This window comes from Nonomuraea sp. NPDC050790, assembly GCF_044456745.1.
GTDB lineage: Bacteria > Actinomycetota > Actinomycetes > Streptosporangiales > Streptosporangiaceae > Nonomuraea.
In genome coordinates this window covers 1,257,240-1,269,451 of sequence record NZ_JBITGF010000001.1, presented here as the reverse complement: position 1 = coordinate 1,269,451, position 12,212 = coordinate 1,257,240, and the positions used below count along the sequence as shown (strand labels likewise).

Genomic DNA, 12,212 nt, shown 5'->3' with positions numbered 1-12,212 from the left:
CCGCAGGTGACGGTGGAGTATTCGGCCGTGGTGGGTGAGGTCTTCGATCGGCGCGGGTTCGCGCTGGCGTTGCACGAGGCGGGCGCGCGGGTGGCCGGGGGGCGGGTGGAGGCGTTCAAGTCGCGTTTCTACCGGATCGACGACGGGGTGATCGCCGCGGGTGAGGCGCGGGAGGCGATGGTGCACGCGGCGGTGGCGATCTTGCCGGGGCGTGGTGAGGATGTGCGGCGGCGGCTGGCGCAGCTGACGGTGGAGCTGCTCGGGCGGTATGTGCGGCCGGTGGAGGGGGTGCGGGTGCAGCTCACGTGTGAGGTGCGGGAGCTGGAGGTCTACGAGAAGGTGGTCCTTCCGTAGGGGCCCGCGCGGGGTGTGGTGTACGGCGGCGCGTAGCCACTGGTCGGTGCCGTCGGCGGTGTGGCGGGGGTGCCAGGCCATGACGATCGTCAGGGGTGGCAGCGGGATGTCCAGCAGGTGCGCTCCCCTGGCGTGGGCGACGGCGCTGAGGGGCGGTGTGGCCGGGACCAGGCAGACCGTCTGCCCCACGGCGGCGAGCGTCATGGCGGTCAGGTGTCCGGGCAGGACGGCGGCCGGAGGCGGGGCGAGCGACCGGGTTCGCGCAGTGGTGCGCGCAGTCGCTGCGGCCGGTCGTGGCGGGTCGGCTCCCGGAGGGTGGGCTGATCGATTTTGTCGGTGGCGGTCGCTACCGTCGGCTGTGGATCTTTCCATGGTGGCGTTGCCTACGGGGCGGAGGTGGACGGGTGCGGCCGGCGGAGCTCAACCGGTTGACGGTGGCGGAGGCGGTGGACCGTTATGTGGAGCTGGTGCGGGCCAAGACGGTGACGGGGGCGCTGTCGCCGGCCACGGCGGAGGTCTACGCGCGGGATGTGGCGACGCTGGTGGCGCTGGCGGGCGAGGATGCGGTGCTGGACGACCTGACGGGTGAGGACGTCGACGCGGTGCTGCTGGCCTTCGCCCGCAAGCCGGACGGGCGCCGCTCCCCCGACCGGCAGGGCTCCCCCGGTTCGTTGCAGAGCGCTTCTTCGCAGGCGCGCTTTCGCCGGTCGATCTCGGCGTTGTTCAAGCACGCGACGCTGGCCGGGTGGGTGCAGATCAATCCGATGGCGGCGGTGACGGTCAGCGCGCGGGAGCGGGGCGGGCTGCGGGCCGAGCGGCGGGCGCTGACGCGGGAGCAGGCGCAGGGGCTGATCGGCGCGGCGCGCGAGCCGGACGCCCAGGAGGAGGGGCGGCGGGGGCGGCGTGATCAGCGGCTGCCGTTGCGCGACGGGCTGATCGTGCTGTTGCTGGCGGCGGTGGGGCCTCGGGTGTCGGAGCTGGTGCGGGCCAACGTGGAGGATTTCTACACCAATGACGGGGTGCGGTATTGGCGGATCTTCGGCAAGGGCGGGCGTACGCGGGATGTGCCGTTGCCGGCGGATGTGGCGGCGGCGCTGGAGGCGTACTTGACGGGCGAGCGTGGGGGCGGGCCGCCGGACAAGGCGTTGCTGCTGTCGTGGCGGGGGCGGCGGCTGGCGCGCGGTGACGTGCAGGCGGTGATCGACCGGGTGCAGGCGCGGGTGGATCCGGAGCGGCGGCGCTCGGTGACGCCGCACGGGCTAAGGCACACGACGGCCACGCATCTGCTGGCCGACGCGGTCGACATGGACGCGGTGCGGCGGGTGCTCGGGCACAGCGATCTGTCGACGCTGGGCCGTTACCGTGATGAGCTGCCGGGTGAGCTGGAGGTGGCCATGCGGGCCCATCCGCTGCTGCGCTCCCCCAAGTCGCCGGGGTGAGGCGGGGCGAGGGCGTCCAGGGAGATGCCGAGGACGGTGGCCAGGGAGGCGATGGTGAAGAAGGCGGGGGTGGCGATCCGGCCGGTCTCGATCTTGCGCAGGGTCTCGGCGGACATGCCGGCGGCGGCGGCGACCTCGGCGATGCTGCGTGGCCCCCTGGCCTGGCGCAGCAGCAGGCCGAGGTGCTCGCCGCGCAGGCGTTCTTCGGGGGTCAGGGGTGGGCGCACCATGGCACGCAGTCTACAGGGCGATAACAATACCGGTATAGTTATCGCCATGGTGGTGATCAAGACGCCGTCGGAGATCGCGGCGATGGGCTCGCGTGCGGCCCACGCTGAGCACTCGGTCGCGGTGGCCGGCCCGCCGGTCATCCTCACCGCGCTGTAGCGGGCCCGCCCGGCCGCGGAGGGTGCGGCTGGGGGGCCGGCGTGGCGGTCAGAGGTAGGGCGGGGCCGTACCCCCGCAGGCCGTGACTCGGCCCGCCAAGCGCCCGGCGGCCGCGCGATGGGCCAGGCGGCGGCCTCGGCGGCGCCGGTTTCCCCCTCCGGTGACCGGTGGCCGGGCCGGTCAGGGGATGCGGCGGACGGTGTCGGTGGTCGTGCCGTCATGGGTTTCGGCGGTGAGGGTGAACGGGCGGGATGTCACCTCGGTGGAGAACCAGCGGACGCCGCCCGGCCCGCCTTCGGGGCCGAGGGGAAGGTCCGCCGTGGTGCCGTCGGCGTAGCGGATGCGGACCGTGCGTACTCCGGTGGCGGCGAAGCCGATGAGGATGCTGTCGCTGGGCAGGCCGAGGTCCTGGACGTCGTGCATGATCGTCATCGGCGCCTTGGCGTAGTCCGGGTTCCAGTCGAGGCTCCCGCCGCCGCCGTCCACGATGGGGGCGTGGCGGGACAGGACGCGCAGCGCGTAGGTGAAGGTGCGGTCTTCGAGGCCGGCGCTCACGGCCCAGGCGCGTTCGGCGTTCCTGCCGTGGGTGACCAGGCGCAGGGGGCGGTTCTCGCCGTCGGCGGGCGGGAACAGCAGGTGGGGCGGGTGGTCGAGGATGCGCTGGCGTGCCTGCTCGACGGCTTCGGGGGTGGCGGGGCGCAGGGACGCTGTGAACGCGTCGAGCGCGGGGTCGGTCAGTCCCAGCGCCGACACTTTGACGATCGTGCCGTTCTCCCGCCAGAGGCGCACTTTGGGGATCATGAGGGTCCGGTCCTGGTGGACCCAGTCGAGGCTGAGTGATCCGCTGGTCAGCAGGTCGCCGCCGGCCAGGCCGGTGGTGCCGCGGATGTCGCGGGGCTCTCCCCTGACCGTGGCGCCGGCCAGGACCTCCAGGGCGGCGTCTCCCGGGAGCTGGCTGACGGAGACTCTGGCGCGGGCCTGCCGGTTGGTCCAGACGTGCTCCGTGCCGCCGAGTTGGGTGTTCCAGCCGCTGAGGGGCAGCGAGCCGTTCGCGACGAGGCCGAGGCCGGCTGGCAGGTGGGTGGCCTCGATCCTGGGCCGGCGGGGGTCTGCTGCCACGCCGTTGGCCGCGGTGGTCAGTTCGGCTTCGGTCAGGTTGTGGCCGAGCACGGCGTACGACTCGAAGTCCTGGCTGGTCCTGATCGGCCAGGTGATCCAGCGGTGCTGTCCCGATCCGCCGAGGGTGGCCTCGTGCCTGTCCAGTTTGATGGGTTTTCCCGTGTGGGGCGGTTGCCAGTCGAGGGGTGGTTCCCAGTCCTCCGAGTCGGTCACCAGGACGGCCAGTGTCCTGCCGCCGGGCGTCTGGTCGTCGGCGTAGACGGTGATGGGGTCCTGGGCGGCCTTGGAGGTGACGATCTGCTCCAGGTGGAGTTCTCCTGGCCGCTCGGGCAGCAGCAGCGTGCCGGCGGCCGCCGTGTCGCGGCCGCATCCGGCGCCCGCGGCGATGAGGGCGGCCGCCAGGAGCACGTGAAGGGATCTCATGCAGGCTTTGACGTGATCTTGCATGGTATGCGTTCCCGCGCGGCGGTTCGGAGGTTACACGGCGCCGCCGTACCCTAAAGGGCTTGCGCGGACAGGTGGCGCAGGGTGGTGGCGGTGAAGTCGTCCAGTGGGTAGAACAGCTCGATCGCCAGCTCCGAGAGCGTCACGTCGGCCGGGGAGCCGAAGGTCGCCATGGTGCTGAACATCGACAGCTCCCCCACCGGCGTGCGCACCCGCAGCGGCACCTGGATCGGCCCGGCGGCCATCTCCTCCTCTTCGTGTTCGTGGTGGTTCTCGGGCGCCGGGTAGCGGCTGACCTCGTGCAGCAGCGCGCGCAGTGCCGGATCGCCGGCGTCGGCCTGGCGGCGCAGCCGGCGCAGGAACAGGGCCCGCACCTGCCCGTAGTTGACCAGGCGGCTCGCCAGCCCGTCCGGGTGCAGGGTCAGGCGGAAGACGTTCGGCGTTTCGGCGGCCAGGGCGGGGGCGACGCCGTTCATGAGGACGCCCAGGGCGGTGTTGGCGCGCACCACGTTCCACAGCCGGTCGACCACGACCGCCGGGTACGGCTCGTGCGCCGTCAGCATTGTCTCCAGCATGGCGGTGACGGCGGCGCCGCCCTGCTCCTGCAGGCCGCTGTCGCGGTAGGCGGGCGCGTAGCCGGCGGCCACCAGCAGCGTGTTGCGCTCGCGCAGCGGCACCTCCAGCGCCTCGGCCAGGCGCAGCACCATGGTGCGGCTGGGGCGTGAGCGGCCGGTCTCGACGTAGGACAGGTGGCGGGCGGAGGTGTCGGCCAGCAGCGACAGTTCGAGCTGGCTGACCTTGCGCCGGCGCCGCCAGCGGCGCAGCAGGGCTCCGGCGTGTGAGTCGTTCATGGGCTGGAGGATAGCCAGCGCCCGGACATGACCTGACAGGTCATTGAGCTCATGACCTGCCCGGTGGCAGCCTCGGCGGTGGGCGGCCCCGGGTGTGCGGGGCCCGGATCGCAAGGGAGTGCGGGGTGCGCGGAGCGGGACAGGACCTGTTGCGGGTGGTGCTGCGGGTCGACGGGTGGAGCACGGCGGTGTTCGGGGTGGTCCTGCTGGCGCTGGCGGGACCGCTCAGCGGGCCGCTGGGGCTGCCGGTGGCGTGGGCGGTGCCGTTCGGGGTGGCGATGCTGGGCGGCGCGGCGGCGCTCGGGCTGATCGCGGGCTATCCGGCCATCCCCGCGCGGCTGGCGGGGATGGCGGTGGCGGGCAACGCGCTGTCGGCGGTGGCGATGCTGGCGCTGGTGGCCTCGCCGCTGCTGCCGCTGACCGCGCTGGGGGTGGCGTTCATGCTGGTGGGGGCCGCGGTGGTCGCGGTGTATGCGGTTGTGGAGTATGCGGGGCTGCGCCGGGCGCGCCCGCTCACCGCCGCCGGATCTTGACCTCGCGCAGGTCGGTGACGGCGACCTTCAGCACCCGGTGGGGGTGGCCGTGCGCGGCCAGCGCCTCCAGCGCGGCCAGTTCCGCCTCGGCCTCGCCGTCGCCGTCCGCTGCCGCGATCTGGCAGCGGAAGGTGAAGGCGGCCATGGTGGCGTCGTGGGTGAAGGTCCCCTCGGGGGTGTAGGCGGGCCCGGCCGCGGCCTCGACCGCGGTCCTGGCCCGCTCGTCGAGCGGGCCGAAGCTGCCTCGCACGGTCACACGGAACATGACGGATCATCCTTTCGTACGGCATAGCCGAGCAGTGGCCCGCCCAGCGTGCGCTCGGCGGCCTCCAGCAGGGCCAGAACGCCGGCGGCGATGCGCTCGGGCGGCTGCCCGGCGGCCACGCGGGCGCCGATCTCGGTGTAGACCAGGGCGTGCAGCGCGCCGAGCTGCCAGGCGGCGATCCGGGCGCCGAGCGGGTCGGCGGGGTGTTCGCGTTCCAGCTCGGCGGCCAGCTCCGCGCTCATCTGGCGGCCCAGCTCCTCCAGGCGGGCGGTGAGGGTGGGGGCGGCGCGCATCATGAGGAACACCGGGGCGAAGCCCTCGCTCAGGCCGACGGCCGGTTCGCGGCGCCGTACCTCCTCGCGCAGGTGGTCGAGGACGGCGCGGGCGGCGCTCACCCCGGCGGGGCGGGCGGCCACGATCGCGGCCAGGCGGCGCGGCGAGGCCTCGCGCGGCGGCAGGACGAGATCCTCCTTGGCCGGGAAGTGGTTGTAGACGGTGTTGACCGCGACCTCGGCCGCTTCGGCCACCTCGGCGACGGTGACCGCGTCGAAGCCGCGCTCGACGAACAGCGCCATGGCCACCTGGGTGAGGTGGCGGCGGGTCTGTTCCCTTTTGCGTTCACGCAGTCCTGGGCTCACGGTCGAAAATCTAACCACACTCTCTTTTTGCCATGCACTTCAATATTTTCCTGTCAGGGTATCCGGGCCAGGATGTCGGCGGCCACCTGCTGCGGCGTGCGGCCGTCGGTGACGGTGTGCAGGTCGCCCACGCCGCCGCGCTGGAGGTGCTCGGCCTGGCGGGCGGCCTGCTCGGCCACCGTGTGCGGGTCACGGCCCACCATGTCGTCGCCGGGGATCGCCGGGCCCTGGCCCTGGGCGCGCAGGCGCAGGCGTTCGGTGAGGGTGGCGGGGGTGGCGTCCAGGCGGCAGACGGTGATCGCGCTGCCGGGCAGCGCCCGCGCGTGAAGCCGCGGGGTGGTGGGGCCGGCGGCGACGACGAGGCGTTCGGCTCCGGCGGCGCGGTGCACGGACCACAGGGCGGCCAGCGTCTCGGCGGTGACGTCCTGGCCGGCGCCGGGGTGCAGGAAGCCGATCTGGCGCAGGTCGACGTAGGCGGTGCGCGGGCCGGAGCGGACCATCTGGCGGAAGACCTCATACCCGGCGGTGGAGACGCCTGATCCGCGCGCGCCGCACAGCCACAGCACCTCGCCCCCGCCCGCCGCTGCCGGTGCCGGCCTGGGCTGTGGTGCGGGGCCGGGCCAGGTGGCCGGGTCCTGGGCCAGGCGCAGTACCTCTTCGGCGGCCTCGGCGACGCTCAGTCCGTCGGTGTCGAGCACCAGGCCGCCCACGCCGGAGGTCTCCAGGCTGCGCGCCTCGGCCAGCGCGTCCTCCACCAGGTCCGGCAGCCAGCCCCGGCCCAGGTAGCGGCGGCGTAGTTCCCGCTCCCCCGCGCGCAGCCGTACCTGAAGGGCGTCCGCGGCCAGGACGGGGGCGTAGGCGCGCACGTCCGTGGCGGTGTCGGCGTAGCCGGAGACCACCAGCCATCGCGCGCCCGCCGCCTCGAACACCGGCCGCAGCGCCGCCAGCCCGGCCGCCCGCACCCGGTGGGTGGAGGCGGGCGGCGGCTGGATCAGGCTGATCTGGTCGGTGTCCACGTACGCCGCCGGAACCCCGTCGCGGCCCAGCCGGGTGAACACCTCGAACCCGGTCGCCGTCTTGCCCACACCCGACGGCCCGCACAGCCATATCATCCGCATCCGGCCGACCGTAACCACTGCGGGTGGCGCGGGGCCAGCGGTTTTATGGGGGTGAGGTTGTCGAGGAGCAACGCCAGGGCGAAGCCGAAGCGCTGGTGCCCGGTGCCGGGGGTGAGTTCGCCCGCCTACCGCCGGACGTTCGGGAAGGCGGCCGCCGGCAGGGCCTGGAAGCGGTCGAGGAGTTCGTCTAGGTCAGGTACTGGTCGCGGATCTGGATGCAGACGCTCAGCCGCGCACGGCCGACAGGTAGCGCAGCAGGGCGTCGCGGTTGCGGGCCAGGCAGTCGATGCGGGCGGTGATGCGCTCGGCCTCGGCCTGCAGCAGGCTCGCCAGCTCCGGCGTCAGGCACTGCGGGTGCAGGTGGATGTCACCGGCGTCCAGGAACGGCAGGATCCGGCGGATGATCTCCGTGGTGAGGCCGGAGTCGAGCAGGCCCCGGATCTGCTGCACCCGGTAGACGGCGGCATCCGGGTAGAGGCGGTAGCCGTTGCCGGCCCGTTCGGGCTCCAGCAGGCCCTGCTCCTCGTAGTAGCGCAGCATCCGGGCGGCCACCCCGGTGCGGCGCGACAGCTCGCCGATCCGCATGCCGTACCCCCGCGCTTGCCTTCACACTGATGTGAGGGTTTCACGATAGCCGCATGTCGACCACCCGGCTTCCGGCGGGGGCGCTGGCGGCGCTGTCGTGCGCGGCCTTCACCGCCGTCCTCACCGAACTCCTGCCCGCCGGGCTGCTGCCCCAGCTCAGCCGCGACCTCGCGGTCTCGCCCGGCCAGGCGGGCTTCCTGGTCACCGGGTACGCGCTGACCTCGTTCCTGTCGGCGATTCCCGTCACCGCGGCGCTGCGCTCGCTGCCGCGCCGGCCGGTGCTGGTCGCGGTGCTGGCCTGCTTCGCCGTCCTCAACGCCGCGACGGCGCTGTCGACGTGGTATCCGCTGACGTTCGCGCTGCGGCTGGCGGCCGGGGTGGCGGGCGGCACCCTGTGGGCGATGCTCGTCGGGTACGCGGCCCAGCTCGTCCCGGCCGGGCGGCGCGGGCGGGCCATCGCGATCGTCTCGGCGGGCATCACGCTGGCCTTGTGCGCGGGGCTGCCGGCCGGGAGCGCGCTGGCGGCGGCCACGCACTGGCGGGCCTGCTTCGGGGTGCTGGCCGCGGTCGCGGCGCTGCTGGCGCTGGTGGTCGCGCGCGTGGTGCCGCCGGTGGCGGGCCAGGCGGCGGCGCGGCGGCTGCCGTTGCGAGCGGTGACGGCGAGGGCCGGGGTGCGGGGCTGGCTGTCGGTCACGTTCGTCGTGCTGCTGGGGCACCAGGCCGTCTACACCTACCTCGTGCCGCTGGCCGGGCGGGCAGGGGTGGCGGCGGGGGTGGTGCTGCTGGTGTTCGGGGCGGCGACGGTGGCGGGGGTGTGGCTGACGGGCACGCTCGTCGACCGGCGGCCGCGCGCGGCGCTGCTGGCGGCGCTGGCGGGGGTGGGTGCGGCGATGGCGGCGCTCGGGGGCGCGGGGACGTGGCCGGGGATCGTGCTGGGGGCTGCGGCGGTGTGGGGGCTGGCCTTCGGCGGGGTGCCGACGCTGCTGCAGAGCGCCCTCATCGACCGCACCGGCGCCGCCGACGCCGACGTCGCCACCGCCCTGCAGACCACCGTGTACAACGCGGGGATCGCGGCGGGGTCGCTGGCGGGCGGGGTGCTGCTGGAGTCGGCGGGGGCGGGGGTGCTGCCGTGGACGGCGCTGGTGCTGGTGGCGGGCGCCGCGCTGGTGGCCGCCGGGCCGCTGCGCTCCCCTGACAACGAAACGCTCTCTGTCAGCTGATTGCTGTCCGTGGTTTGGTCGCGGTCGCTTTTCCGTTACGGTAAGCCGTCCCCACGCCACCCGCCGACGCCGGCGCGCGCAGGTCGGGGGGATCGCTTCTCACGTCGGACGGGCCGGGCGCCGCAACGGCGCCCGGCCACAAGCCGTGGGCGATTACCGGGCGGGCGTTTGCTCGGGCGGCAGATCGGTCAGGTCGGCCGACAGGGCTTCGATGTGGGTGCGCCAGGCGGACGCCGGAGCCGCCTGCGCGGTGTCGGTGACGATGAGGCGGGGGCCCTGGCCGGTGCCCTCGGCCAGTTCCCAGCCGATGGTGCCGCCGGCGGCGCCGTAGCGCACGAGCTTGCCGCTCTCCAGCGCGACCACCGCGCCCGCCACCACCCCCGGCGGCACGAACGCCGGCGGCGGCGGCGCACCCACCCGGGCCTGCTCACCCGACAGCCACCCCCAGGTCTGGGCGGCGGAGCGGGTGAGCTGCCGCTCGTAACGCACGCCCGGCCCGTCCGCCTGCGCGCCGTCGAGGCCGAGCAGCGCGACGAACTCCTCATGCAGGCGGGCACTGTCCCGCTCGCCGGCCACCGGCCGCCCGTCCAGCACGGCGGCCATCGCCCGCACGCACGTGTGCCACCCGGCGGCGTAGCTGGCCGCGCCAAAGCGGTCGCCGAACGTGTGCGTCAGCGTCAGAACGCTCGCCTCACCGTCGGGGCGGATCTCCCAGCGCAGCTCGTCGGCGCCCCAGGTGTGGGCGAACAGGCGCGGCGGGTCGAAGGCCAGCACGCGGCCCTCGGGGCCGAAGTCGTAGACGATGCGGTCGCCGTCGATGCTCATCCGGCCGGGGAACCAGTGGCGCAGCTCGTCCGGCTCGGTCAGGGCGCGCCACACGCGTTCCGGCGGGTGGGGCAGGCGGCGTTGCATGTGCAGGCTGGTGCGGGCGCCGTCACTGCTCAGGTGGTCGTGCATCACGGTCCTCCATGGTTTCCAGGTGGGCTTCGAGCGCGTCCAGGCGCGCCGTCCACAGGCCGCGGTAAGGGGCCAGCCAGGCGTCGATCTCGGCCAGCGGCTGCGCGCGCAGCTCATACCAGCGGCGCTGGGCGTCCTTGCGGACGGTGACCAGGCCCGCCTCGCGCAGCACGCGCAGGTGCTTGGAGGCGCCGGGCTGGCTCAGGCCGGTCCGCTCGGCCAGCTCCCCGACCAGACGGGGCCGCTCGCGCAGCAGATCGAGGATCTGCCTCCTGACCGGTTCCGCGAGAACGTCGAACACCCTCCGAGTATACGCCTCGGGTTATATAACGCAAGCGGCATGTTCTGGTGGTGGAGTCTGACCGGACACGGGCTTCGGCGGTGCCGGCCGCGGTGGGCCCTGCCACCAGTGCCCCCGCGGCCGGTTCCGGTTCAGGAGACGGTGAACTCGCGGACGATCACCCACTCGGCCTGGGAGGCGGTGGCGCGCAGGCGGACGAGGCGGGCGGTGCGCTGCGTGGTGAGGTTGATCTCGCGCTGTCCGGTGCACGACCCCAGCGGCGCCCAGGAGGTGCCGTCGGCCGAGACTTCCAGGCTCGCCTGCTGGAGGTAGTCGCTCGGGTGGGCGGTGTCGGCCATGCGCACGGTGACGCGGCTGATCGGCTGGGCGGCGCCCAGGTCCACGCCTACCCAGGCGCCCGCGGTCGCGGCCTGGTCACTCCAGTAGAGGGTGGAGGGGTTCGCGTCGATCATGTTGGCGACGCCGTAGGACTGGTAGGCGCCCATCGAGCTGGCGGCCGTGACGGTGCCGGAGGGCGGGGCGCCGGAGGGGGCGTCGCCGACGGCTTCGATGATCGAGGTGAAGGCCGTGTAGGCGCTGACGGGTTTGGGCGAGCCCCAGGTCTGCTGGGCGAAGGCGCGGAAGGTGGGACGGAGGTTAGTGGCGATGGAGTTCTCGGGTTCGTGGAGTCCCGGCTCGCCCCACAGGCTGAGTTCGGCGCCGCCCTGGCGCGGGTTGGCGGCGCCGATGGTGGTGTCGCCCTCGCCGAGGGCGAACTGGTTGACGGCGAAGGACTCGTAGAGGGTCGCCGGGTTGGGCCGGCCGTGGCCGACGATGTAGTAGAGCCGGTTCCAGTTGGCGTTGATCAGGGTGTGGCCGCGGTCGGTGAACTCCTGCGGGGTGGGGTCGTCGGCGCCCCACCAGTGCTCGATCTGGACGGTGGGCTCGACCTTGACCAGGGTGTTCTCGACGAGCTGGTCGTTCCAGATCCGCAGCGTCTTGCCGGCGGCGCGGACCTTGCCGTTGATGTGGTTGATGAAGGCGTACTGCAGGTCGCGGCCGGTGGCTCCGGCGTGGCCGGTGCGTTCGCGGGCGGCGCCGGCGAGGGCCGGGTACTGGGCGAGCTGCGCGTTGGACAGCCATTCGTCGGCGCCCAGGTGCCAGATCTTGCCGGGGAACAGCGGCAGGTATTCCTCGATGAGGTCGTCGGCCAGGTCCCAGGCGGCCTGCTGCGACAGGTCGAGGGAGATCCATCCGGGGGCGGGCCTGAGCGCCAGGCCGGGCCGGCCGGTGGTGATCTGCTGGGCGTGTCCGGGCAGGTCGATCTCGGGGACAATGGTGATGTGGTGGCGGGCGGCGTAGGCGACCAGGTCGGTGATCTGCTGTTTGGTGTAGTGCTGGGCCGAGACGATGCCGGGGTGGCGCTGGCTTTGCAGGCGGAAGCCCTCGTTGTCGCTCAGGTGCAGGTGGAGCTGGTTGTACTTGAGGTAGGCCAATTCGCGGATGCGGGCGCGCAGCCAGCTCACGGAGTAGAACTGGCGGGCGACGTCGACCATGAAGCCGCGGTCGCGGTAGCGGGGGGCGTCGGTGACGACGCCCCGGGGCAGGGTGCGCTGCTGGCGCACCATCTGCAGGAGGGTCTGGGTGCCGTAGAAGACGCCGGGTCCGTCGCCGGCGATGGTGAGGCGGGCGCCGATGGTCATGCGGTAGCCCTCGGCGCCGTGGCTGCCGGACTCCAGGGCGATGTCGCCGTCGGCGGCTGTCCCGGAGACGACGGGCGGGTTCAGCCCGGTCAGCGAGTACAGGTCGGCGGCGAGCTGCTCGGCGGTGGTGCGGAGCGAGCCGGTGCCGTAGACGACTCTGGTGGCCGCGGTGGGGGTGTAGGTGCCGGAGGCGGCGCTCCACTGCTGGGGCGCCGGGATGGTCCGGGGCGGCGCGGCCGCGGCGGCGGGTTGCTGGGTGAGGGTGAGGATGCCGGCGGCGAGCAGTAACGCCGTCAGGATGCGGGGGGTGCGGGGCATG

At 73.7% G+C, this 12,212-nt stretch carries 14 protein-coding genes; 4 read left to right on the top strand and 10 right to left on the bottom strand.

Going from position 1 to position 12,212, the window contains the following annotated elements; all coding sequences use genetic code 11:
* The first annotated feature begins 6 nt into the window (after window positions 1-6).
* Window positions 7-354, top strand: coding sequence for a 5-carboxymethyl-2-hydroxymuconate Delta-isomerase (locus ACIBEJ_RS05690; RefSeq protein ID WP_397181418.1), 348 nt, complete (start codon window positions 7-9; stop codon window positions 352-354).
* A gap of 404 nt (window positions 355-758) precedes the next feature.
* Window positions 759-1,793: a tyrosine-type recombinase/integrase gene (locus ACIBEJ_RS05685; protein ID WP_397181417.1), complete on the top strand. Its 1,035-nt coding sequence runs from the start codon at window positions 759-761 to the stop codon at window positions 1,791-1,793.
* Here ACIBEJ_RS05685 and ACIBEJ_RS05680 read toward each other — a convergent pair.
* The 3 genes from ACIBEJ_RS05680 to ACIBEJ_RS05670 all read right to left on the bottom strand — a co-directional run bounded on the left by ACIBEJ_RS05680 (window position 1,712) and on the right by ACIBEJ_RS05670 (window position 4,594).
* Window positions 1,712-2,023 carry a helix-turn-helix domain-containing protein gene (locus ACIBEJ_RS05680; RefSeq protein ID WP_397181416.1) on the bottom strand — a complete coding sequence of 104 codons (312 nt, stop codon included), beginning with the start codon at window positions 2,021-2,023 and terminating at the stop codon, window positions 1,712-1,714. The two genes, ACIBEJ_RS05685 and ACIBEJ_RS05680, sit on opposite strands and share 82 nt — an antisense overlap.
* A gap of 337 nt (window positions 2,024-2,360) precedes the next feature.
* The gene (locus ACIBEJ_RS05675) at window positions 2,361-3,722 is read right to left on the bottom strand and encodes a hypothetical protein (protein WP_397181415.1); all 1,362 of its coding nucleotides are present in this window, start codon (window positions 3,720-3,722) and stop codon (window positions 2,361-2,363) included.
* A gap of 74 nt (window positions 3,723-3,796) precedes the next feature.
* Window positions 3,797-4,594 carry a helix-turn-helix domain-containing protein gene (locus tag ACIBEJ_RS05670; protein WP_397181414.1) on the bottom strand — a complete coding sequence of 266 codons (798 nt, stop codon included), beginning with the start codon at window positions 4,592-4,594 and terminating at the stop codon, window positions 3,797-3,799.
* A gap of 125 nt (window positions 4,595-4,719) precedes the next feature.
* On the opposite strand from ACIBEJ_RS05670, the gene ACIBEJ_RS05665 reads away from it, so the two are divergent.
* Window positions 4,720-5,127: a hypothetical protein gene (locus tag ACIBEJ_RS05665; protein ID WP_397181413.1), complete on the top strand. Its 408-nt coding sequence runs from the start codon at window positions 4,720-4,722 to the stop codon at window positions 5,125-5,127.
* On the opposite strand, the gene ACIBEJ_RS05660 is transcribed toward ACIBEJ_RS05665, so the two are convergent.
* The 4 genes from ACIBEJ_RS05660 to ACIBEJ_RS05645 form a co-directional block, all read right to left on the bottom strand.
* Window positions 5,108-5,392, bottom strand: coding sequence for a DUF6204 family protein (locus tag ACIBEJ_RS05660; RefSeq protein ID WP_397181412.1), 285 nt, complete (start codon window positions 5,390-5,392; stop codon window positions 5,108-5,110). The two genes, ACIBEJ_RS05665 and ACIBEJ_RS05660, sit on opposite strands and share 20 nt — an antisense overlap.
* Complete coding sequence (locus ACIBEJ_RS05655) at window positions 5,380-6,030, bottom strand: TetR/AcrR family transcriptional regulator (protein WP_397181411.1); 651 nt, start codon at window positions 6,028-6,030, stop codon at window positions 5,380-5,382. The genes ACIBEJ_RS05660 and ACIBEJ_RS05655 overlap by 13 nt, the downstream gene beginning before the upstream one ends.
* 53 nt (window positions 6,031-6,083) lie before the next feature.
* The gene (locus tag ACIBEJ_RS05650; RefSeq protein ID WP_397181410.1) at window positions 6,084-7,148 is read right to left on the bottom strand and encodes a hypothetical protein; all 1,065 of its coding nucleotides are present in this window, start codon (window positions 7,146-7,148) and stop codon (window positions 6,084-6,086) included.
* A 225-nt stretch (window positions 7,149-7,373) separates the two neighbouring features.
* On the bottom strand, window positions 7,374-7,733 hold the full coding sequence (locus tag ACIBEJ_RS05645) for a MerR family transcriptional regulator (protein ID WP_397181409.1): 360 nt from the start codon (window positions 7,731-7,733) through the stop codon (window positions 7,374-7,376).
* A 53-nt stretch (window positions 7,734-7,786) separates the two neighbouring features.
* Here ACIBEJ_RS05645 and ACIBEJ_RS05640 point away from each other — a divergent pair, with 53 nt between their 5' ends.
* Complete coding sequence (locus ACIBEJ_RS05640; RefSeq protein WP_397181408.1) at window positions 7,787-8,953, top strand: MFS transporter; 1,167 nt, start codon at window positions 7,787-7,789, stop codon at window positions 8,951-8,953.
* A 153-nt stretch (window positions 8,954-9,106) separates the two neighbouring features.
* Here the strand turns inward: ACIBEJ_RS05640 and ACIBEJ_RS05635 are convergent, their stop codons facing one another.
* The 3 genes from ACIBEJ_RS05635 to ACIBEJ_RS05625 form a co-directional block, all read right to left on the bottom strand.
* Entirely contained in the window at window positions 9,107-9,910 is an 804-nt protein-coding gene (locus ACIBEJ_RS05635; protein WP_397181407.1) for an SRPBCC family protein, read from the bottom strand.
* A complete protein-coding gene (locus tag ACIBEJ_RS05630; RefSeq protein WP_397181406.1) occupies window positions 9,888-10,211 on the bottom strand; it encodes an ArsR/SmtB family transcription factor in 324 nt (107 codons plus the stop codon). Before ACIBEJ_RS05630 ends, ACIBEJ_RS05635 begins: the two co-directional genes overlap by 23 nt.
* 131 nt (window positions 10,212-10,342) lie before the next feature.
* A complete protein-coding gene (locus ACIBEJ_RS05625) occupies window positions 10,343-12,211 on the bottom strand; it encodes a family 20 glycosylhydrolase (RefSeq protein ID WP_397181405.1) in 1,869 nt (622 codons plus the stop codon).
* Window position 12,212 lies beyond the last annotated feature (1 nt).